Consider the following 21,509-nt stretch of genomic DNA (forward strand, 5'->3'; position numbering starts at 1 on the left):
CGCGTCCCGCTTGAACTCATCGCTGAACTTGCTGCTGCTCATCATGGCCTCCTTGCCTCAAAATTAGCGAAGAAGGCATCCACGATACACGGGGCTATTCACTCAGCGATAAAGGCTGCAGCTATCGTCCGTGAAAACCTGCGCGCGGTCGGCGAGGAGCGGGGAAAGTTTCGTCGCCGGTGGCTTGTCGCCAAGCGTGCAGATGACCACGCCACCCGGCGCGGCGCCGTCGAGGAACTGCGTGGGGTCATCGACGATCTCGTCCACCAGATCGGAGACCAGGGACGAGATCATCAGCGCCTTGCGCTCGGCGTAATACGGGATCGCCGAGTTCCAGTCGTGCCCGAAAACGAGGATCGGCGCGTCCTCCGGGACCACCTCCTGCACAGCCTCGGCGACGGGAAGGATCGGGTGGCGGAACTGACCGCTCCAGAGCGGCATGTTGAGGATGACGGTGAAAAACACCTGTCCTGAGCAGAGGATGCCGAGACCGACCAGACCCAGCGGCGCCCCTACTCGCTTCGCGAGAAACGCCAGCCCGAGGCCCACCGCGAGCGTCAGGAACACCGTGTTGGCGACGCGGTAATAGTCGTGCTGGATATAGAGGTTGGTGAAGACCAGCATCGGCACGAGGAAACACGTCAGAAGCCCAAGTCCCACCCAGAGCGCCGCGCGTCTCCTTCGGCTTGCAGCGATCAGCGCACCGAGGAGAACGACAAGCGCGAGCGGAAACAGCGGACCGAATGTTTGCCATCCGATGGCGTCCGGCACGAGGCGGAGCCAGAACTCGCCCGAGAGTTTCTGCGCCAGGGTGCCGTAATTCCACTCTTTTAGAGCGTCGGAGGTCAGGGACGCGCCCAAGGGGTTCAAGGCCTTGACCTTGTCCGTGTAGGCCACCCAGGACATCGCGATCGGATAGGGCAGAAGCAGCGGGACGAGAGACGCGGCGAGACGTGCCTTCGGGAGCGCCGATTGCGATCCCTTGAAAGAAACCAGAAGACAGGCGCAGAGGACCAGTCCCGCCGCCAGCGAAAAGCCCGGCAGGGTCGTCGCCTTGGCCAGGCCGCAAAGCACTCCGGCAAGGCCTGCGGTCGCCGCCCACAGCCAGCGCCCCGTCGAGAGAAAGCGCACGAACGCCGCGAGAAACAACAGCCCGAGAAAGAGCGCCGTGGTCTCGATCATGAAGCTCGTCGCCCAGAACGCGTAGACCGGCGCGGCGAGAAAGAGCGCTCCGCAGGTTGCCGCGTGCCAAGTCCGGCCGCCGAAATCGCGCACCAGGCTGAAGATCGGCCAGAGGCAGAGCACCGCGGCAGCGAAGGACACGAGCCGACCGGAAAGGTCGAGCGGCACCCCCAGGCTCGCGACCGCCGCGACGAGGGACTGATACACGGGAAATTCGAAGGGGATCGCCCAGGGCGCGCCGAGGACCGGCGTGGCATAGGACAGGGACAGGCCGTCCCGAAGCATCCAGTAGACGGAGATCGCCGTCTGGCTCTGACGGAATCCGTGGCGGAAGAGGACGGGCTGATTTCCGGCGAGAACCAGGAAGGTCAGGCCCGACAGCAGGACGATGACGAGGATCAGGATCGCGCCGCGGGTAAGAGCGCGCTCGCCATCCGGGGCGCGCTCGGGGAAAGCCCGAAACAGCGGTGTCGTCATCTGGTCCTGCCTCGCCTTTTCTTCTGGCGCGCAGCTTCGGTGCGCGACCCATCGCTGTCCAGTCCGCGCGGAGCCGTCGCGCGCCGCTCTTGCGGGACTGCAACGGACGGGGTCCGCCTAGCTTTGGCGGGGCGCAGCGATGTCGGGCATGGGCACGCTGACCGCGAGCTTCTCTGCAAGCTCTGAACTGAAGCGGGCGACGAGCGCGTTGGAGAAGGCGGGCCTTCGGGCCATCACCGCGCGCAGGCGGTTCACGGGCCAGGTGACGATCTCGGTTCCCTCGTCGAGGCTGACGGTCGCGCTAGCCGGGCGCTCCAGGAGCAGACCGATCTCTCCCAGAAAGACCGGTCCCGATGCGCTGTAGACCGTGTCCCCCTTGGCGATCGCGATCTTGGGGGCTTCGGTCCAGAAGAGATGCGTGACGGGTTGGCCCTCGGTCAGAAGCGCCTCGTCCGGTCGGCTCTGTCGTCGCTCGGCGAGCTTCATGAGACGGCGGAACTGGCCGGGATTGAGGGTCCGGAAGGCCGCGAAGAGACGCTTGTCCTGCGCGCTCATTCCGAGCGTCGAACGCTCGAGCACGATCAGCACGATCAGGGCGATGTTGATCACACCCTGCGCTGAGATCAGCCACACCGATTGCGTGACCGGCGGCATCCGCGTCGCGTAGAAGAGAACGTCGAGGCTGAAGCCGATCACGATGAGCCCGCGCAGCTTCAGCTCGTCTCGCGCCAGAAATCCAAGGATTTTCAGCGCGAATCCGACATAGAGCCCGTATTCCGCGAGCGTCGCGATGGAGCTCATGTGTTGAAGAGGAAATGCATCACGTCGCCGTCGCGGACGACATAGCCCTTGCCCTCTGCCCGCATCTTTCCGGCATCTTTCGCACCCTGCTCGCCGCCCAGCGCGATGAAATCGTCATAGGCGATGGTCTCGGCGCGGATGAAGCCCTTCTCGAAATCGCCGTGGATCACGCCTGCGGCCTGAGGCGCCATCGTGCCTTCCTTGATGGTCCAGGCGCGGGCCTCCTTGGGGCCGACGGTGAAATAGGTCTCGAGGTGCAAAAGCGCGTAACCGGCCCGGATCAGGCGATCGAGGCCCGGCTCTTCCAGCCCCATCTCCGACAGGAACATCTCGGCTTCTTCGGAATCGAGCTGCGCGATCTCTTCCTCGATCTTGGCCGAGATGATCACATGCGCGTTGCCCTGCTCCGCCGCCATCTTCGCGACCGCCTGCGAATGGTCGTTGCCCTCGGCGGCCTCTGCTTCGGAGACGTTGCAGACATAGAGGACCGGCTTCGTGGTCAGAAGCTGCAGCATCCGCCAGGCCTTGGCATCCTCGTCCGAGACCTCGACCGTGCGCGCGGGGCGGCCCGCCTCCAGCGCTTCGAGCGCCAGCTTCATCAGGCGCTCCTGCTGGACGGCTTCCTTGTCGCCGCCGCGGACCTTGCGAACGATGTTCTGCAGCCGCTTCTCGATCGACTCGATATCGGCGATCATCAGCTCGGTCTCGATGGTCTCGGCATCGGCGACCGGATCGACGCGGCCTTCGACATGGGTCACGTCGCCATCCTCGAAGCAGCGCAGCACATGCGCGATGGCATCGACCTCGCGGATATTCGCCAAGAACTGGTTGCCGAGCCCCTCGCCCTTGGACGCGCCCTTCACCAGACCGGCGATGTCGACGAAGGTCATCCGGGTCGGGATCACCTGCTTCGACTTGGCGATGCCCGCCAGCCGGTCGAGGCGCGCGTCCGGCACGGCCACGTCGCCGACATTCGGCTCTATGGTGCAGAAGGGGAAATTCGCCGCTTGGGCTGCGGCGGTCTTGGTCAGGGCGTTGAACAAGGTGGACTTGCCGACATTCGGCAGCCCGACGATACCCATGCGGAAACCCATGCGTGCCTCACTCGATTGGATCTGGCCGCTTCTAGGGTCTGGGCGGTCAGCGTGCAAGCACCTCGCCGCTTTCGAGCGCAGGCAGCGCCTGCCGCCAGAAGCGCCAGATCAGCATGCCGCCTGCCGCGGTCAGCCCGAGGACCAGCCCGGCCCAGACGCCGACACCCCCGAAGCCGTACGGGAACCCGAGAAGCCAGGCCGCGGGGAAGCCGATCCCGAGATAGGCGATCCCGGCCATGATCATCGGAACCTGCGTATCCTGCAGCCCGCGCAGGAGCCCAAGCGCCACCACCTGCGCCCCGTCGACGAGCTGGAACAGCGCGGCCATCCCCAGAAGCGAGACGCCGATGGCGATGATCTCGGCTCTGGCTGGATCGGTCGGGCTCAGGAAAAGACCGATGAGCGGCACCGGCACGAGGACGAAGACCGCCGCCGCCATGAGCGCGGACGAGACCGACAGCCAGAGCACCGCCCGCGCGCCCGCGGCCAGATGCGCCGGATCGCCGCGACCGGCGGCATTGCCCGCGCGCACGGTCGCCGCGTTCGACAGGCCGACCTGCACCATAAAGGCCGCGGCGCTCAGTTGCAGCGCGATGCCGTGGGCGGCGAGCGGCACGGTCCCCAGCCGACCGATCAGCAGGGTCGAGATCGCGAAGAGCGCGACCTCGGCAAGGCTGGTGAGCCCGATCGGCCAGCCGAGGCGGAAGACCTCGGCCATCATGCCGCGATCCGGCCTCCAGAACCGCTGGAAGAGCGCGTGTTCAGGCAGTTTGCGGACCGCGTAGATCATCGCGCCCAGACACCCGACCCCGTGGGTCAGGGTCGAGGCCAGCGCCGCCCCGGCGATCCCCATCTCGGGCAGGCCGAAATTTCCGAAGATCAGCGCGTAGTTGAAGAGGATGTTGAGCGCCGCGGCCAGCGCCGTGATCACGAAGACCACCCGCGTGTGTTCGAGCGCGGCGAGGTAGCTCTTGAGGACCATCGTGCCGAGGGCCGGGATCATGCCCCATCCCGCGATCGCCAGGTAGAGCGCCGCGCCTTCCGCGACCGCGTCGCCCTGCCCCAGGAGCAAGAGCACCGGCTCGGCGAAGACGAAGACCGGCATCACCAAACCGGCAAAGATCATCGACAGCCAGAGACCCATCCGGGTCGCCCGGCGGATCGAGGTCTGATCGTCCTGCGCGACGAAGCGCGCGACCATCGGCATCACCGCCCAGGCGATCCCCGAGCCGAACAGAAAGAAGGTGAAGAACATGGTGTTGCCCAGGGTCAGGGCGGCGAGTTCCTCGACCCCGTACCAGCCGATCATCACCGTATCGGTCAGGCCGATCAAGAACTGCATCAGGTGACCGCCCACCAGAGGCAGACCGAGCACGAGGATCGCCCGGATATGACCGGCAAAAGACAACCGCTGAGACATCATGCTCGTGGAGTACTGCCCGCCCCGCCCGCTCGCAACCACGGGATAGATCAAAGGCGATGCATCGGGTTTGCATCTTTCGGATGTCATCGTCGCGTGGGCCAAGGCTGGCCGGGTTCGGCCATTGGAGCCAGCTGTCGGAGCGGCGTCAGAGCGTGTCGCGCCACCGCTCCGGCGGCTCGAACCCAAGAAGACGCCGCGCCTTGTCGATGTCGTAGACCGTCTCGAAGGGTCCCAGATCGCGCGTGACCGGCAGGCCGTCGTAGAAGCGGCGGATCACCTCTTCGGTCGGGATGGCGACGGAGGTGTCGGGGTTGGCGACGTTGAAGACCTCGAAGCCCAGCCCGTCGGTCTGCAGGCAGCGCTCGACCATCAGGCCGAGATCGCGCGCGTCGATATAGGCGAAGATGTTGCGACGCCGGAGCGCCGGGTCCTCGACGAAGGCCGGAAAGAGCTCCTGGTATTCGTGCGGCTCGATCACGTTGTTGATCCGGAGCCCGTAGAGGTCGATGCCCGAGCGCCTCTGGAAGCTGCGTGCGGTGACCTCGTTGGCGATTTTGGACATGGCGTAGCTGTCCTCGGGAACGGTGGGGTGCTCCTCATCGACCGGGATATATTCGGGCTGGCGGTCGCCATCGGCGAAGCAGACGCCGTAGGTCGTCTCGGAGGAGGCGAAGATCACCTTGCTGATGCCGAGCTTCACCGCTGCCTCGATCACGTTGTAGGTCGAGAGCACGTTGTTGGCATAGGTCACGTTGTCGGGCCGGATCAGGATGCGCGGCACCGCCGCGAAATGGACAACCGCGTCGAAGCCCGGGATGCCAGTGCCTGGCTCCAGCTCGTCGAGCGCGGCATAGGAGGTGAGCGCGTTCCAGACCTGACCGCTGTCGGTCAGATCCACGGTCAGGTTGTCGACGCCGGGGTGATCGAGCGGAACGAGATCGGCGTTGAGGACGCGATGTCCCTGCTCGAGCAGATAGGGGATGACGTGGCGCCCCGCCTTGCCGCTGCCGCCGGTGAAAAAGATGCGCATGTGGACCTCCGCCGTGTTTCTGCGCCGATATAAGGGGGCGCAGTCTTGGCTCAACCTGTGCCCGGCGGCCAGCCTGTCAATTCCGTAGGTCGCTCTCGGTCTCGGTCTCGGCGAACACGTCCGCTCCGCTCCCGATCTCGAGCTCACGTGCCAGCGCCTCGGAGAAGACCGCCGCGCCGTGAATGGTCAGGTGATTGCCGTCGACGAAGACCGCGTTCTTCGTGCGATACGCGCCGGACCAGAAGAAATCGTGGAAATCGACGAAACGCGCGCCCTCGCGCTCGGCCAGCTCTTCGATCAGCGGCCGCTCGATCTCCCAATGCCGCAAAAGCTCGGGCGTCTCGTAATAGGCCTGCGTCACCGGAGGCACGAAGAAGATCAGCTGAAGCCCGGCCTCCCGCGCCGCCTTCGCCATCCGCGTCAGGTGAACGAGGTTCTCCGCGCGGATCTCGGGCTTGGCTGTCAGCGATCCGTCGGCGTGATGCAGGTGGTTCCAGGCATTCATCTCGCTCGCGCGCGGGATGCAGTCCGCGGGCAGCGGCGTGCGCTGAAAGCCGTTGCGGATGCCGTATTCATGCGGGAAATCGGGCGGGTTCTCGATCACGTGGCAGGCTTGCGCGTCGATCTTGTCATCGACGCCGCCAAGAGCCCCGCGCACCAGTCGCGTCACCGCGTTCTTGGAGATCTCGTTGACGCGGATGAACGGCTCGAGCGACGCCAGCCGCGTCGACCAGAGCGTGAGCCGCTCGCTGGTGGTGATCGCCGCCCCCTCGCCGGGCATCGGCGTGTTGCGCAGCCAGCTGCGGTGGACGAGCCAATCGCCTGGATCCCCGATCCTGCGATCATAGGTCAGAAGCACCGGGGAGACCGGCATGAACACGTATTTCAGGTTGGGCAGGCGCGAGATCGCGGCGCGGAGCTTCAGATCGGCGGTGTTGATGTCGCCCGCGTCCTCGCTGAGCGCGTGCCCTGTCAGACCCATCGCCGGATAATAGATGTCCCGCCCATGCGACGACCCGACCGTCAGCGCCTCGATCGCCTCGGGATCGGCCTCGAGCGCCGCGAGCGGCGAGACCCGCGCGGCCTCGGGCAGTGCGAGGTGCAGCACAAGGACCGGCACCGTGAACACGAAGCCTATCCAGAACGTCATGAGCAGGAGGAGGCGCTTAAAAGTCAAAGTATATGAACTCCTGCGGGTTGAAATTGCCAAGCAGGATGGTGAGCGTGATCAGGACGGCGATCAGGATCGGGCGACCCACGGGATGGGCCGCGATGGTTTCCACATGCCAGCGCGCGCCGCGGCTGGCGCGCCAGTCGTTGATCAGCATGAGGGTCAGGAGCATGACCCCGACGGCGAAATTCTCGCGATAGACGCCGTTGGCGAGGATCGACAGCCCCAGGTCGAGCGAGAACATGCTGCCGAGTTGCGTGACGAGCTGATGCGTATCGGTGAGAAAGAACATCGGCGCGCTGAAGCTGATCACGGCAACCATTGCGGTATGCGAGACCAGCGTGGCGACCGCAGCCGGGGGGTTCAGCCGCGCTCCGAGGCTCGCGACCGGTTGCCAGCCCCGCATCACGAGACCCTGCGTCAGCCCGAAGAACAGGAAGTTCCAGGACGCCCCGTGCCAGAGGCCGATGATGCAGAGCGCCATGATCGCGATGAAGCTGCGCCAGGGCTCGTCGGGATGACGGCGCGCGAGCGGGATATGGATGTAGTCGGTCACCCATCGAGTCAGGCTGATATGCCAGCGCTGCCAGAACCCGTTGAGGTTTCGCGCAAAGAACGGCTGGCGGAAATTCTCGGAGAGCTTGACCCCCATCATCCGCGCCAGCCCGCGGGCAATCAGCGTGTAGGCCAGGAAATCGGCATAGACCTGCGCGGCGGCGCAGAACCCGATGGGCCAGAGCAAGAGCCCCCCGGTCTCGCCCCAAAGCGCCGACCAGACGAAGCCTGCGAGGTTGTCGGCGACCGCGAGCTTGGCGAACACGCCCCAGGCGATCAGCACCATGCCCGCCTCGGCCTCGGCGGCGGTCGGCAAGGTCAGGTTGCGCAGCTGCGGCAAGAGCCGCCCGGCCCGCTCGATCGGTCCCGCGACAAGCTGGGGGAAGAAGCTGACATAGAGGAAATAGGTGAAGAAACTCCGCTCCGGCGTCAGCTTTCCGCGATAGGTGTCGAAGGTGTAGCTGAGGGTCTGAAGCGTGTAGAACGAGATGCCCAGCGGCAGGATCAGGTGGTGCAGAACAATCTCGGTCCCGGTCACCGCCTCGACGTTCTCGGCGAAGAAGTTCCAGTACTTGAAGAAGAACAGGATGCCGAGATTGAGCGTGATCGAGGCCAGGAGCCACGCCTTGCGCCGCCTCTGGTCCGAACTGGCAAGGATGCGCAGCGCCGCGACGTAGTCGATCAGGGCCGAGGCGAGAAGAAGCGGCAGGTAGGCGGCGTTGTACCACGTGTAGAAGATCAGCGAGGCCAGCGCGACAAGAGGCGGCCGCCACGCGCTGTGGGCGGCATAATATGCCAACAGGAACAGCGGCGTGAACACCGCGAAAGGGATTGACGTAAACGACATGCGCCTGCTCGGCAAACTCTGTGATTATTGGCCTCTCGCATGCGTTTTCCCCTGAAACTGCGGCGCGAGCGCGGCAAAGATGGGGAATCCCGCGCCACATCCGGCACGTGCCCGCAAAAGCGGCACTTGGCGCTCAGCGCAGCGCTTCGCGGAGCACCCAGAGCCCGAGCCCGGTCAGAAGGACCGGCAGGACAAGGGTTTGGAGCAGCAGAAGGCCGATGATACGCAGGGATGCGTCGAGAATCGTATCGGCATTGGCGAGAAAGAAATTTACGCGGCTGAAGCTGTTGCGAATGACGGTCCAGGTGTCGATGTCGATCTCCGCCTCGGCCTCGGCCCCTTCGGGCAGCGTCTCGCCGAGATCGACGACGGTATCGGCCCCTTCCGCGATGGTGCGAAGCTCGAGCCGGGCCTGCGCGAGATCGGCACCGGTCGCCAGGACCGCGACACCCGACGCCGACCAGAAGAGGACGGGCAGACCGAAGGCGAGCACACCTCCGGCGACCGCGAGACGCGCAAGCCCCCTCGCCCCCTGCCCGCCGGTCGCGCGGCGACTGAGGACCCAGAGACCGCCCGCCAGCACCAGGAGACCCGCGCCGATCCCCGCGACAGGACCAAACGCCACCGAGAGCGCCATCGCGGCGACGGAGACCGCGAAGATTGTCGCGGCGACCTGCTCGACCGTGTCGTCGACGGGCTCAAGAACCTTGAGCGGCTGGACCTCGGCCGAGACGAACATGCTGCCGCCGACATCGACCTCCTGCGCTACCGAGAGCGCGGCGTTGATCGACCGGAGCGAGACATAGACCGCGCCCGCGCTGGCCGCGACGCGGGCGGCCGACTGTCCGGCGAGTGTCGCGACGGGATTGCCGAAGACCAGGCTCAGCGCGGCGAACCCCGCAAAGAGCAGAGCCAGCAGTTGCGGCGCGCGGGCGCGCATGGGTCAGAGCATCGCCGGAACCACCTGGTCCGGCGGTCTGTGACCATCCGCGAAGGTCTTGACGTTGATGATCACCTTCTCGCCCATCTCGATCCGGCCCTCGCGCGTGGCCGAGCCCATATGCGGCAGAAGCGCCACGTTGGGCAGCGACCGCAATTCCGGCGAGACATCGGTGCCGTGCTCGTAGACGTCGAGCCCCGCCCCGGCGAGATCGCCTGCCTTGAGCTTGCGGATGAGCGCGTTCTCGTCGATCACCTCGCCGCGCGAGGTGTTCACGATGACGGAGGTGGGCTTCATCAGCTGCAGCCGACGCGCGTTCATCAGGTGGAAGGTCGACGGCGTGTGCGGACAGTTCACCGACACGACGTCCATGCGCGCAACCATCTGGTCGAGGCTCTCCCAGTAGGTCGCCTCGAGCGGCTCCTCGACGGCGGGGCGCAAGCGGCGGCGATTGTGGTAATGCACCTGCATCCCGAAGGCGCGCGCGCGGCGCGCCACGGCCTGACCGATCCGCCCCATGCCGAGGATCCCGAGCCGCCGCCCTCCGAGACGCCCGCCGAGCAGCGCCGTCGGAGACCAGCCGGACCACTCGCCCGCCTGCATCAGCGACAGGCCCTCGGGGATGCGCCGCGTGACGCAGAGGATCAGCGCCATCACCATGTCGGCGGTGTCGTCGGTGACCACGCCGGGCGTATTCGAGACAAGGATGCCCCGGGCGCGCGCGGTTTCGACATCGACATGGTCGATGCCTGCGCCGTAGCTCGCGATGAGCTTCAGCCGCTCACCCGCCTGCCCGATCAGCGCCGCGTCGATCGTGTCGGTCACCGTCGGCACCAGCACATCGGCGCGCCACATCGCCTCGGACAGCTCGGCCCGGGTCATCGGCGTGTCGTCACTGCGCAGCTCGACGTCGAAGAGCTCCTTCATCCGGGTCTCGACCTCGTCGGGCAAACGTCGCGTGACGACAACACTCAGACGTTTTGATGGCATGTCCGATACCCCGATCTTCCGCGCAACAATCTTTCACGGCACAGTGTCGCATGTCAGGACGGGGCACAAGAACCCGCCGAGATTCAAGAGCAGGTTTCGCGCGATGAAATTTCTCCCCAGGGTGGCTGCCTTCGCGGTCGTGGCAGCCGTGGCGCTTTTTGCGGTCGCGGGCACCGCCCGTGCGGCCGACGGGCGCGGTCCCGTCACCAATCTGCCGCTCCCCCGCTTCGTGTCGCTCAAGGCGTCCGAAGGCAACGTGCGCCGCGGCCCGTCGCTGACGCACCGGATCGACTGGATCTTCGTGCGCCGCGACATGCCGCTCGAGATCACCGCGGAGTACGGGCATTGGCGGCGGGTGCGCGACCGCGACGGCGCGGGAGGCTGGGTGCATTACTCGCTCCTGTCGGGCGCGCGCACGGTTCTGGTCGAGCCGGAAATGCTCGAGCTGCACGCCAAGCCCGATGAGACCTCCGCCGTGACCGCGCAGCTCTCGCAGCGTGTCATCGCCCGGCTCGGCACATGCTCGCAAAGCTGGTGCGAGCTCGAGGCGGCGGGTCATAGCGGTTGGGCGCCGAAAAGCGCGCTCTGGGGTGTCGGCGCCTCCGAGATCCGCGAGTAGCATCAGCACCCCGAGACAAGCAGCCCAGACGCCGAGCCTTCGGCGTCAGGCCGCGTCGTGCTTCAGGATCGCCGCCTCGGAAGCCGTCAGGCTCCGCCGCGCGGACGCACCGTAGCCGCCGGGATTGTCCTCGACCCAAGGCAGCAACCGCTTGAGTCGCGCGAGCGCCGACGGGTCGAGCCCGTCGAGCGAGGTGGCCGCGGGGTGGAAGCTCTCGGTCTCGACGCCATTGGCAAAGACCACCTCGTGGCGCGGCAGAAGCAGGTGGATATAGGTGATCTCGCGCACCGTGTGATCCACCACCACGTTCTCGCCATCGACGAGATCGGAGGCCGAGACCAGGACCTCGGAGGTGTTGAACAGGGTCTGCGCCGCGCGGCCCTTCACCAGGACCCGGTGCATGGGCGAGACCAGAAGCTCCTCGTCCGGGCGCCCTGCCCCAAGGGTGCCGGCCCGGATGCGGATCGGCCGAAGCCGCGGCATGGCAAAGAGACGCGCGCCCGACATGCGGCGGCTGCCGATCCAGCAGATCTGCTGCGCGCCGTTGTCCTTGGTCGCGATCAGGTCGCCTTCGCGCAGCTCCTCGATCCGCCGCGGCCCGTCGGGGGTCGCGATCCGCGTGCCCGGGGTGAAACAGATCACGCCGGTGCCGAGCGCCGCGCTCTCGCTGTTGCGCAACCGGTCGAGCGTGTCATGCACCACCCAGAGATCGCGCCCGCGCGGCGGCAGGTCGTCTTGGAACATCAGGAGAGGCAGGCTGCCGGGGCCGAGCTCGATTACGGTGACGGTGTAGCTCTTGCGCCCGTCGGTCACGACGAAGGACAGGTCCTGCACCGCCGCCTCCGCGTGCACCGGACTGTCGGGTTCGTCGAAGAGCGAGGCGTCGTGAGAGCGCGCGCCCTCGCCGGTGCCCAGAGCCGCGCCGACGAGACGGCGCACCATATGCGCGGCCCGGCGGCGAATGTCGCCATCGCCTCCCCTGCGATCCAGACGCAATACGCTCCCGGGTTGATCAACCCGAAGCGCTTCCCCAGACCAAGCCCAACTGGACCCCGTGGTCAGATTGCAAACCGGGGCTGCCTGCAGCCCGTCGATACTCGTCTGTGACCAGGAAAGGACGAACGTGCCGTGAAAGCCCGTTCCCATACCTGTATGTCCTGCCATTTTTTCTTATTGAAGTTTTGTTAACAAATGTTTGGCAAGATTGGAACAATTCGAATGGATAGGGTCTGCGCGCAGTGAATAGAGCGTGCGCGATTGTCACACCGGCGCAACAGGTGTGACCCTGCCCGCGCCGGTCTTTCGAAGTTTGAAACCGAGGATCAGAAGGTCAGGCGGATGCGCGCGGCACCGACGAACTGGCCTTCTTCCTGACCCTCGAACTCTTCGCCGAGATAGGTCAGGCCGTAGAAGACGCTGTGGACCTCGCCCTGCCAGTGGACACCGGCGCGCACGCGCGAGCGAACGTCACTCAGCACGGGCCCGTCGTCCTCGGGCAGGTAGACCGAGCTCTGGACCTGCGCGATGTCTCCGCCCAGCACGAAGCTGTAGCCCGGCTGCGCGCGGGGGATCACCTCGTAGCGCTGCCCGGTCACCGGCTCGCGGACGCGCAGCCCGCCAAAGGCCAGCCCGCCGAAGGTCATGTCGAAGCCCGCCCGCGCCAGCGTCTCGTCTCCGAGGCGCAGCTCGGCGAACGGGCGCAACTCGATCGCAGAGCCAAGCGCGGTGCTGCGGGCCGCTTCGCCGACGAAGGTCGGATGGATGCCGTTGCCGATCTGATTGTCGAACACGGCCTCGGACGGCGGCGCGATGTCGAGCACGTCGTGGAGCGCGGCGTGAAACTCGTCGATATGGGTCTGAGGCCCGGTCAGCACGAGATCGCCGCCGGTCGCGAAATCGATCCCGCCGCGCTGGAAATGCGTGTGCAGTCCCAGGGACAGGACACCGGCATAGCGCCGGTCGTCCGGATCGGCGGCACGCAGGTTCGAGGGCGCGATCACCCGGCCCTGCCAGCGGAACTCGATGATCTCGCCGGGTTTCTCGGGCGCTTCGCCGTCCCAGTGCTGGCCCCAGATGCGGCTCGATATCAGCCCGCCGGTGTGCCAGCGGTCCTTGGCCGCGGCCATGGAGTCGTTGATGAAGAGACGCCCGTAGCCCAGCCGGACGCGATCCTGCGCCGAGGCGGCCTCGGCAAGGCAGAGGGACAGAAGCACGACGACCGCGCCCGCGAGGCCGCGTCGGAGAAAGAGGACGGAAGACATGAAACCTGCTCGATTTTCATCTTTTGTTAACCGCAGACCTTAAGCGGATCGCGCCGCCTCCGCCAAGCCCAAAGCGACTGCAAATCGCCGCCCTGCCCTCAAAGGTTGCGCGCGGGTCTCAGTCCATGCGTTCGAGCGCGATGGCGGTCGCCTCTCCGCCGCCGATGCAGATCGACGCGACCCCCCGTTTTGCGCCGCGCGCGCGCATCGCGCCCAGAAGCGTGACGAGGATGCGCGCGCCCGAGGCTCCGATCGGATGGCCCAGCGCCACGGCGCCGCCATGGACATTGAGCCGGTCCCGGTCGATCTCGCAATCGCGCATCGACGCCATCGCCACGACCGCGAAGGCCTCGTTGATCTCGAACAGATCGACCTCGCGCAGGTCCCAGCCGATCTTCTCGGCCAGACGCCGCTTGGCATGAATGGGCGCAGTGGTGAACCAGCCCGGTGCCCCGGCATAGGCGGCATGACCGACGATCCGCGCCAGCGGGGCCGCGCCCAGCCGCTCCGCCTCGGAGCGGCGGGCAAGCACCAAGGCGGCGGCCCCGTCATTGATCGACGAGGACGAGGCCGCGGTGATGGTGCCGTCCTTGGCGAAGGCGGGCCTGAGGCCGGTGATCTTGTCGGGATCGATCCGGCGCGGGCCCTCGTCGCTCGTGACCTCGGCCTCGCCCTTGCGCGAGCGCACAGTGACGGGGGTCACCTCCCAGTCGAAGGCGCCGCTCTCCTGCGCGCTCTTGGCCCGGGTGACGCTCTCGATCGCATAGGCGTCCTGCGCCTCGCGGGTGAACTGGTAATGCCGCGCGCACTCCTCGCCGAAGGTGCCCATCGATCGGCGCGTTCCGTCGGGGGCGATGTCATAGGCATCCTCGAGCCCGTCGCGCATCATGTGATCGACCATCGCGCCATGCCCGATCCGCGCCCCGCCGCGCGCCTGCGGCAGAAGATAGGGCGCGTTCGACATGCTCTCCATCCCGCCAGCCACCGCGACCCCGATGGAGCCCGCGCGGATCCCGTCATGCGCCTGCATGACCGCCTTCATGCCCGATCCGCAGACCTTCGAGACCGTCGTGCAGGGCACCTCGGTTCCGAGACCCGCGCCGAGTGCCGCCTGTCGCGCAGGTGCCTGACCGAGGCCCGCGGGCAGGACGTTGCCCATCAGAACCTCCTCGACCGCCTCGGGTTTCAGACCGGCCGATCCCAGCGCGCCGGAGATCGCCGCCGCGCCGAGCTCGGTGGCCGAAAGCGCCGACAACTCTCCGAGAAACGCGCCGAGCGGGGTGCGCGCCGCACCCAGGATCACCACCTCGTCCTGCCCTGCCATCGACGCCTCCCTCTCCGATCAACCGACCTCTGGACCGTAGCCGCGCTCCGCAGGCTTGGCGAGCGGACATTAACTGGGGTTAAAGGCCTCACCCCTTAGTGGGCATTGCAAGTTGGCGCTGTCAGTCTATCGTTCCCTGAGGGGGGAACACCTGCGGTCTGAACCGCGTCGTCGGAACGGGTTCGAAAAAGAAGCCCGACAGCGACATGGGTCCGGATCGTGCGCCGTGCGCGGCGCAAGCGTTCTCCCGTGGCAACAAAGGGAGGATGACATGAAATCCATCACAAATCGTAGGAACGCACTGCGTACGATTGCCGGCGCCGGTGCGGCAACGCTTGCGGCACCGCATATCGCGGGCGCACAGGCCAATGGCACGACCTGGAAGATCCAGACCTCCTGGCCGGGCGGCGCGGGCCTTCAGATCTTCAAGGACTGGTGCGCGACGATCCAGGAAAAGACCGGCGGCGAGCTGGCCTTCACCCCCTTCGGCGCCAATGACGTCGTGGGCGACTTCCAGCTCTACGACGCGGTGAAGAACGGCGTTCTGGACGCGGTGAACCCGTTCACCATCTACGCGCAGGGCATCATCCCGGCGGCGACCTTCCTGACCTCGATCCCGCTCGGGCTGCGCAACCCGCACGAGTTCGACGTGTTCTATTACGGCCTCGGCGGCATCGACATCGCGCGCGAGCTCTATGCCGCGCAGGGCATGCATTTCGTCGGCCCCGTGCATCACGGCCCGAACATCATCCACTCCAAGGTGCCGATCCGCTCGATCGACGACTTCCGCGGCCGCAAGATGCGCCTTCCGGGCGGCATGGTCGCCGAAGTCTTCACCGAGATCGGCGCCGAAACCACCGTTCTCCCCGGCTCCGAGATCTTCCCGGCGCTCGAGAAGGGCACCATCGACGTGGCCGACTACGTGGGTCCGGCGGTGAACTACGCGCTCGGCTTCAGTCAGGTGACCGATTATATCGTGATGGGCCCTCCGGGCTTCATGTCGCTCTACCAGCCGGTGGACATCATGGACATCACCGTCGGCATGGATGCGTGGAACGCGCTCAGTCCCGAGATGCAGCAGTTCGTCGAGATGGAGACGCATGTCTATTCCGACATGCACCACGCCGCGATCCAGGCCGCCGACCAGGAAGCCTGGGGCAAGTTCGAAGCCGACGGCACCGAGGTCACGCGCCTCAGCCAGGACGACGTCGCGCTGATGACCGAGGTCGCGGTGCCGATCTGGTACGATTACGCCAACCGTGACCCGCAAGCGGCGCGCGTGTTCAAGATCCAGCTCGACTACATGATGTCCGGCTCGCTGGGTTATGTCGATCCGGCGCTGACCGAAGGTCTCGAGCTGAAGCTCTGATCCCGAAGCGGAGCGCGCCCGTCCCGGGCGGCGCTCCGCGACGGTCGCACACTCGGGAGCGCCGCGACGCAAGCGGCGCGCCCTCTGCTTTCGCACAGCAAAAGAGGCACGGAGCAGCCAGATGCCCGATTTCAGTTTCACACTGCCGCACTGGCTCTACTGGGTGGGACTCATCGTCTTCCCGCTCATCGCCATGTCGCTGGCCCGGCGTCCGAAGGTCTATGACAAGGGCTATTCGGTTCCGCTCGGATACATGATCCTCGTCACCGGCGGCATGCTCGGCCTGCACCGGTTCTACCTGAAGAACCTCTGGGGGTTCATTTTCATCCCGGTCTTCCTGGTCATCCTCGTGGCCAACGGCCAGAGTCAGGACGCCCGCTCGGCGGTCTCGGACCTCGCCAACGAACGGCGCATCGCCGAGGGCACGCTCGAACGCGAGGCCTCAAGGGTCGAAACCGCCCGCGCCGATGTCGAGGGCTACCGGCAGGAGGTGGCGGAGGCCGAGGAAGGCAGTTTCGCGCAGAAATCGGCGCAGCGACGGCTCGACCGCACCGAGCGCGCCATCACCGATGGCGAGAGCCGTCTGGCCGAAGCACGCCAGACGCTCAGCACGACCGAGACGCCCTTCGCCGAGGCGCAGGAGCGTCGCGCGAACTGGACCTCGACCGCGCGCTGGGCCTTCTACGTCCTCTGCGCGCTCATGCTGATCGACGCGATCCTGATGAAGCGGCTCGTCACTGACGCCAACCGCAACCTCCGCCCCGAGGAGCGCTCGGAGGCCGAGGCGGCGCTGGAAGCAGCCGGCGTGACCGACCAGAAGCCCGACCGCGCCTATGCCGAGAACTGGATCGACCGGCTGTCGCTCTTCTGCGGCGAGTTCACCGCCTACTGGGCCGTGATCGCCGTCTTCGTCTACTATTTCGAGGTGATCTCGCGCTACGTCTTCAACTCGCCCACCAACTGGGCGCACGAGGCGATGTACCTGATGTTCGGGATGCAATACCTGATCGCCGGGTCCTACGCGATGCTGACCGAGCAGCATGTCCGGGTGGACATCTTCTACGCGCCGATGACGCGCGAGAAGAAGGCCTGGGTCGACATCCTCACCTCGATCTTCTTCTTCATCTTCGCGGGCACCCTGCTCGTGACAAGCTGGATTTTCGCAATGGATGCAATCGCCGTGCCCTCGGGCAACGGATTGATCAGCCAATGGGCGCGGGGCGAGGTCGCCACGACGGACATGCTCGCGGGCTGGTCGCTGAACGAATGGACGGACCCCAATATCCGCTGGGGCGAGATCTCGTTCAACGAATGGGAAGTGCCCCTCTGGCCGATGAAATGGGTCATGGTCGTGGGTGCGGTCCTCTTGGTCCTGCAGGGCATCTCGAAGCTCGGTAAGGACATCCGCGCATTGGGGGAGGGCTGATCCATGGGTCTTGAGATTGGCATCGGGTGGCTCACCCTCATCATGTTCGGCTCGCTCTTGGCGCTGCTGATGGCGGGCCTGCCCTTGGCCTTCGTCACCGGCGGCCTCGCTTGCGTGTTCCTCTTCCTTCTAGGGGACGCACGGGCGCTCAACATCGTGCCGAGCCGGATCTTCCCGCTGATGACGAACTACCAGCTCTCAGCCATCCCGCTGTTCATATTCATGGCGGCGATGCTCGAGAGGGCGGGGATAATCAAAGACATGTTCGACGTGATCTACAAGGTCCTCGGCGGCGTGAAGGGCGGCCTCGCGGCCGCGACCATCCTTGCCTCGACGGTCCTTGCGGCGATGGTCGGCGTGATCGGCGCGGCGGTGGTGACGATGGGGATCATCGCGCTTCCGGCGATGCTGGAGCGCAAATACGACCCCAAGATCGCGATGGGCTCGATCATGGCGGGCGGCACGCTGGGCATCCTGATCCCGCCCTCGATCCTCGCCATCATCTACGCGGTGGTCGCCGAGCAATCGGTGGGCGAGCTCTTCATCGGCGCGGTGCTGCCGGGCCTGCTGCTGTCGGGGATGTATATCTTCTACGTGGTGGCGCTGAGCTACATCAATCCCAAGCTCGGCCCCCCGATCCCGATCGAGGAACGCATCTCGACCCGTGAGAAACTCGCGCTCGTCTCGAAGATGGCCGCGCCCATCGCGCTGATCATCATCGTTCTGGGCGTCATCTTCTCGGGTGTCGCCACCCCGGTGGAGGCCGCGGGCATCGGCACCTTCGGTGCCTTCATCGTCGCCGCGATCCACCGCAAGCTCGACTGGCAGACGGTCCGCGAGGCCTGCCTGACCACGCTCAAGGCCAGCGCGATGGTCATCTGGATCATGTTCGGCGCGACGATCTTTGTCGGCCTCTACGTGCTCGAGGGCGGTCAGCAGTTCGTCAACGAGGCCCTGGCCGCCACCGGTCTCGGTCCCTGGGGCATCCTGATCCTGATGCAGGTGCTCCTGGTGATCCTGGGCATGTTCCTCGACTGGGTTGGCATCCTGCTGCTCTGCGTGCCGATCTTCGTGCCGATCGTGAAGGCGCTCGGCGCGGCGAGCTTCGGCCTCGACAGCCCCGACGACCTGGTGCTGTGGTTCGGGGTGCTCTACCTCGTGAACATGCAGATGAGCTTCCTGTCGCCGCCCTTCGGCTATGCGCTCTTCTACCTCAGGGGCGTCGCGCCGCCGGAAATCCCGATGAGCGACATCTTCAAGAGCGCCCTGCCCTTCCTGTTCCTGCAGATCGTGGGCCTTGTGCTCTGCATGATGTTCCCGTGGATCATCACCTGGCTACCAAGGCTGGTCTACGGATAACGGGGTCAGCCCCCCAACGAACGACAAAAGGCGCGGAGATGAACTCCGCGCCTTTCTTCTTTGATCCTTGTGCGTTGGCTCCCTGAGGCGAACGCTCAGATTGCGAGCCGGATGATCCAGGCGACGATCCCAAGAACGCCGACGCTGAGGATCCAGATCGCCACGAACCACCCGACGCGGGACAGAAGCGGCTTGTCCGACATCAGTGATACCCGTCGCCCGGACACACCTTGCCGCGGAAGACCCAGTAGGCGTAGCCGGTATAGATCAGGATGATCGGGATCAGGATCGCGGCCCCCACGAGCGCGAAGGCGAGGCTCGAATCCGGCGCGGCGGCCTGCTCGATGGTCAGGTCGGGCGGCACGATATGCGGATAGAAGCTGATGCCGATCCCGATGAAGCAACACACGAAGATCGCGTTGGCCATCACGAAAGGCGTGAGCTCCCCACCCTTCCGCAGGCTGTCGAAGAGCTTGTAGGAAATGCCGAGCATCAGGAGCGGCACAAGGAACGAGAAGACCGCGTTGTGGCCGCTGAACCAGCGCTCGAAATAGACCGGATCCTGGAACGGCGTCAGGATCGACACCAGCCCGATGAAGCCGAGCGTCGCCAGCGCCAGCCAGAAGGACAACTGCCGCGCGGTGGCCTGCAGCGTGCCCTCGGTCTTGAGGTTGATCCATGTCGCGCCCAGAAGCGCGTAGCCGAACATCAGCGCCACCCCGGTCAGGACCGAGAACGGCGTCAGCCAGTCCCACCAGCCGCCGCCATAAGCGCGGCCGTCGAGCTCGATGCCCTGCACCAGCGCGCCCAGCGCGATGCCCTGGCAGAGCGTCGCGAGATAGGAGCCTACGGCGAAGAAGATCGACCAGACATGCTTCCAGCGCTTGGTCTTCCACCGGTATTCGAAGGCGACGCCGCGAAAGACCAGCGCGAGGAGCATCAGGATGATCGGCATGTAAAGCGCCGGCATCACCACCGCATAGGCCAGCGGGAAGACCGCGAAGAGACCCCCTCCGCCGAGGACCAGCCAGGTCTCGTTGCCGTCCCAGACCGGCGCGACCGTGTTCATGATGACATCGCGGTCCTCTTCGCTCTCGACGAAGGGAAAGAGGATCCCAACGCCCAGATCGAACCCGTCGAGGATGACGTAGACCAGCACCGCGAAGGCGATCAGACCGGCCCAGATGAAGGAAAGCTCAAACATGGATCGGTCTCCTCATTCGCCCGGGGTTGCGCTGGCCATCTGCGGCGCAGGCGTGAGGCCAGCCGCCCGCGTCGGGCCTTCGTCCGGCGCCCGCGCGCCCTCGCCCGCGGTCTTGGTCATCAGGCGCAGGATGTAGAACGTGCCCGCTCCGAAGACGAAGAAATAGACCACGATGAAGGCCATGAGCGAGGCCGCGACAGCGGGCGCCTCGATGGGCGAGAGGCTGTCGGAGGTGCGCAGGAGGCCGTAGACGGTGAAGGGCTGGCGCCCGACCTCGGTCGTGATCCACCCCGCGATCACCGCGACGAACCCGGCAGGCCCCATCGCCAGGGCGGCCCGATGCAGCCATTTGTCGTCGTAGAGACGGCCGCGGTAACGCTGGACGAGGCTCCAGATGCCGACCGTCAGCATGAGCATGCCGATGCCCACCATGACGCGGAAGCTGTAGAAGACGATCGTCACCGGCGGCTGATCCTCCTCGGGGACGGTATCGAGCCCGTCGAGCGGCGCGCCCCATTCGTGCTTGAGAATGAGCGATGAGAGCTGCGGGACCTGGATCGCGTAGTCGATCCGCTTTTCCTCGGGGTTCGGGATGCCGAAGAGGATGAGCGGCGCGCCATCGGGATGGCTCTCGTAATGCCCCTCCATAGCCATGACCTTGGCCGGTTGGTGTTCGAGCGTGTTGATCCCGTGCATGTCGCCCGCAAAGATCTGGATCGGCGTCACGATCGCGGCCATCCACATCGCCATCGAGAACATCTTGCGCGCTTCGGGATCGGCCTTGCGGCGGATCATGTGGAGCGCGCCCACCGCGCCCACCACGAACGCGGTGGTGAGGTAGGCCGCGAGGACCATGTGGGTCAGGCGATAGGGGAAGGACGGGTTAAAGACGATCTCCCACCAGTTTTCCGGCACGAACTGACCGTTCTCGGCGATGGAGTAGCCCGCGGGTGTCTGCATCCAGCTGTTCACGCTCAGGATCCAGGTGGCCGACATCAGGGTGCCGAAGGCGACCATCGCGGTGGCGAACATGTGCAGGCCGTTGCCCACCCTCTCGCGCCCGAAGAGCATGATCCCGAGGAACCCCGCCTCGAGGAAGAAGGCCGACAGAACCTCGTAGGCCATGAGCGGTCCGAGGATCGGACCGGTCTTGTCCGAGAAGACCGACCAGTTCGTGCCGAATTGGTAGGACATCACGATGCCCGACACGACGCCCATGCCGAAGGCGACGGCGAAGATCTTCTTCCAGTAATCGAAGAGGTTCTTGTAGACCGTGTCCCGCTTCCACAGCCACAGGCCGTTCAGGACGGCGAGGTAACTTGCCAGGCCGATCGAGAAGGCCGGGAAGATGATGTGGAAGGAAACAGTGAAGGCGAATTGGACCCGTGCGAGGGTTTCTGCGGTGAACCCGTCAAGCATGTGCACACTCCGTCGTTT

19 protein-coding genes are annotated in these 21,509 nt (G+C 65.8%); 4 read left to right on the forward strand and 15 right to left on the reverse strand.

Annotation, left to right across the window (positions count from 1 at the left end):
- Positions 1 to 102: 102 nt before the first annotated feature.
- The 9 genes from ACFQ4E_RS14375 to ACFQ4E_RS14415 all read right to left on the reverse strand — a co-directional run bounded on the left by ACFQ4E_RS14375 (position 103) and on the right by ACFQ4E_RS14415 (position 10,510).
- The gene (locus ACFQ4E_RS14375; protein WP_386804726.1) at positions 103 to 1,659 is read right to left on the reverse strand and encodes a hypothetical protein; all 1,557 of its coding nucleotides are present in this window, start codon (positions 1,657 to 1,659) and stop codon (positions 103 to 105) included.
- 117 nt (positions 1,660 to 1,776) lie between these two features.
- Positions 1,777 to 2,460 (reverse strand): hypothetical protein, encoded by a 684-nt coding sequence (locus tag ACFQ4E_RS14380; protein WP_386804728.1) that lies wholly within the window; start codon positions 2,458 to 2,460, stop codon positions 1,777 to 1,779.
- Complete coding sequence (gene ychF, locus ACFQ4E_RS14385; RefSeq protein ID WP_386804730.1) at positions 2,457 to 3,554, reverse strand: redox-regulated ATPase YchF; 1,098 nt, start codon at positions 3,552 to 3,554, stop codon at positions 2,457 to 2,459. Before ychF ends, ACFQ4E_RS14380 begins: the two co-directional genes overlap by 4 nt.
- Before the next feature lie 46 nt (positions 3,555 to 3,600).
- On the reverse strand, positions 3,601 to 4,974 hold the full coding sequence (locus tag ACFQ4E_RS14390) for an MATE family efflux transporter (protein WP_386804732.1): 1,374 nt from the start codon (positions 4,972 to 4,974) through the stop codon (positions 3,601 to 3,603).
- 148 nt (positions 4,975 to 5,122) lie between these two features.
- Positions 5,123 to 6,007, reverse strand: a complete 885-nt coding sequence (locus ACFQ4E_RS14395) for an NAD-dependent epimerase/dehydratase family protein (RefSeq protein ID WP_386804734.1) — start codon at positions 6,005 to 6,007, stop codon at positions 5,123 to 5,125.
- Positions 6,008 to 6,083: 76 nt separating this feature from the next.
- Entirely contained in the window at positions 6,084 to 7,157 is a 1,074-nt protein-coding gene (locus ACFQ4E_RS14400; RefSeq protein WP_386804736.1) for a hypothetical protein, read from the reverse strand.
- 16 nt (positions 7,158 to 7,173) lie between these two features.
- The gene (locus ACFQ4E_RS14405; protein ID WP_386804737.1) at positions 7,174 to 8,580 is read right to left on the reverse strand and encodes an MBOAT family O-acyltransferase; all 1,407 of its coding nucleotides are present in this window, start codon (positions 8,578 to 8,580) and stop codon (positions 7,174 to 7,176) included.
- Positions 8,581 to 8,713: 133 nt separating this feature from the next.
- Complete coding sequence (locus ACFQ4E_RS14410; RefSeq protein ID WP_386804739.1) at positions 8,714 to 9,520, reverse strand: hypothetical protein; 807 nt, start codon at positions 9,518 to 9,520, stop codon at positions 8,714 to 8,716.
- A 3-nt stretch (positions 9,521 to 9,523) separates the two neighbouring features.
- Positions 9,524 to 10,510 (reverse strand): 2-hydroxyacid dehydrogenase, encoded by a 987-nt coding sequence (locus tag ACFQ4E_RS14415; protein WP_386804740.1) that lies wholly within the window; start codon positions 10,508 to 10,510, stop codon positions 9,524 to 9,526.
- Positions 10,511 to 10,613: 103 nt separating this feature from the next.
- Here ACFQ4E_RS14415 and ACFQ4E_RS14420 point away from each other — a divergent pair, with 103 nt between their 5' ends.
- Entirely contained in the window at positions 10,614 to 11,129 is a 516-nt protein-coding gene (locus ACFQ4E_RS14420; RefSeq protein WP_386804742.1) for an SH3 domain-containing protein, read from the forward strand.
- 45 nt (positions 11,130 to 11,174) lie between these two features.
- Here ACFQ4E_RS14420 and ACFQ4E_RS14425 read toward each other — a convergent pair whose 3' ends face one another.
- The 3 genes from ACFQ4E_RS14425 to ACFQ4E_RS14435 all read right to left on the reverse strand — a co-directional run bounded on the left by ACFQ4E_RS14425 (position 11,175) and on the right by ACFQ4E_RS14435 (position 14,714).
- A complete protein-coding gene (locus ACFQ4E_RS14425; RefSeq protein WP_386804744.1) occupies positions 11,175 to 12,275 on the reverse strand; it encodes a Hint domain-containing protein in 1,101 nt (366 codons plus the stop codon).
- Positions 12,276 to 12,451: 176 nt separating this feature from the next.
- Entirely contained in the window at positions 12,452 to 13,390 is a 939-nt protein-coding gene (locus ACFQ4E_RS14430) for a lipid A-modifier LpxR family protein (protein WP_386804746.1), read from the reverse strand.
- 118 nt (positions 13,391 to 13,508) lie between these two features.
- Positions 13,509 to 14,714 (reverse strand): acetyl-CoA C-acyltransferase, encoded by a 1,206-nt coding sequence (locus ACFQ4E_RS14435; protein WP_386804748.1) that lies wholly within the window; start codon positions 14,712 to 14,714, stop codon positions 13,509 to 13,511.
- Positions 14,715 to 14,985: 271 nt separating this feature from the next.
- Here ACFQ4E_RS14435 and dctP point away from each other — a divergent pair, with 271 nt between their 5' ends.
- The 3 genes from dctP (at position 14,986) to ACFQ4E_RS14450 (ending at position 18,868) form a co-directional block, all read left to right on the forward strand.
- Positions 14,986 to 16,083, forward strand: coding sequence for a TRAP transporter substrate-binding protein DctP (dctP, locus tag ACFQ4E_RS14440; protein ID WP_386804750.1), 1,098 nt, complete (start codon positions 14,986 to 14,988; stop codon positions 16,081 to 16,083).
- Positions 16,084 to 16,204: 121 nt separating this feature from the next.
- Positions 16,205 to 17,509 carry a TRAP transporter small permease subunit gene (locus ACFQ4E_RS14445; RefSeq protein WP_386804751.1) on the forward strand — a complete coding sequence of 435 codons (1,305 nt, stop codon included), beginning with the start codon at positions 16,205 to 16,207 and terminating at the stop codon, positions 17,507 to 17,509.
- A 3-nt stretch (positions 17,510 to 17,512) separates the two neighbouring features.
- Complete coding sequence (locus ACFQ4E_RS14450; protein WP_386804753.1) at positions 17,513 to 18,868, forward strand: TRAP transporter large permease; 1,356 nt, start codon at positions 17,513 to 17,515, stop codon at positions 18,866 to 18,868.
- Between the two features lie 95 nt (positions 18,869 to 18,963).
- Here ACFQ4E_RS14450 and ACFQ4E_RS14455 read toward each other — a convergent pair whose 3' ends face one another.
- From ACFQ4E_RS14455 to ACFQ4E_RS14465, 3 genes are read right to left on the reverse strand one after another with little or no spacing between them, the layout of a single operon-like run.
- A complete protein-coding gene (locus tag ACFQ4E_RS14455) occupies positions 18,964 to 19,071 on the reverse strand; it encodes a DUF2474 family protein (protein WP_386804755.1) in 108 nt (35 codons plus the stop codon).
- Positions 19,071 to 20,072 carry a cytochrome d ubiquinol oxidase subunit II gene (gene cydB / locus ACFQ4E_RS14460; protein WP_386804757.1) on the reverse strand — a complete coding sequence of 334 codons (1,002 nt, stop codon included), beginning with the start codon at positions 20,070 to 20,072 and terminating at the stop codon, positions 19,071 to 19,073. The genes ACFQ4E_RS14455 and cydB overlap by 1 nt, the downstream gene beginning before the upstream one ends.
- A 12-nt stretch (positions 20,073 to 20,084) precedes the next feature.
- Positions 20,085 to 21,491 carry a cytochrome ubiquinol oxidase subunit I gene (locus tag ACFQ4E_RS14465; RefSeq protein ID WP_386804759.1) on the reverse strand — a complete coding sequence of 469 codons (1,407 nt, stop codon included), beginning with the start codon at positions 21,489 to 21,491 and terminating at the stop codon, positions 20,085 to 20,087.
- Positions 21,492 to 21,509 lie beyond the last annotated feature (18 nt).

The sequence above is a fragment of the Litorisediminicola beolgyonensis genome, from assembly GCF_042679605.1.
GTDB lineage: Bacteria > Pseudomonadota > Alphaproteobacteria > Rhodobacterales > Rhodobacteraceae > Litorisediminicola > Litorisediminicola beolgyonensis.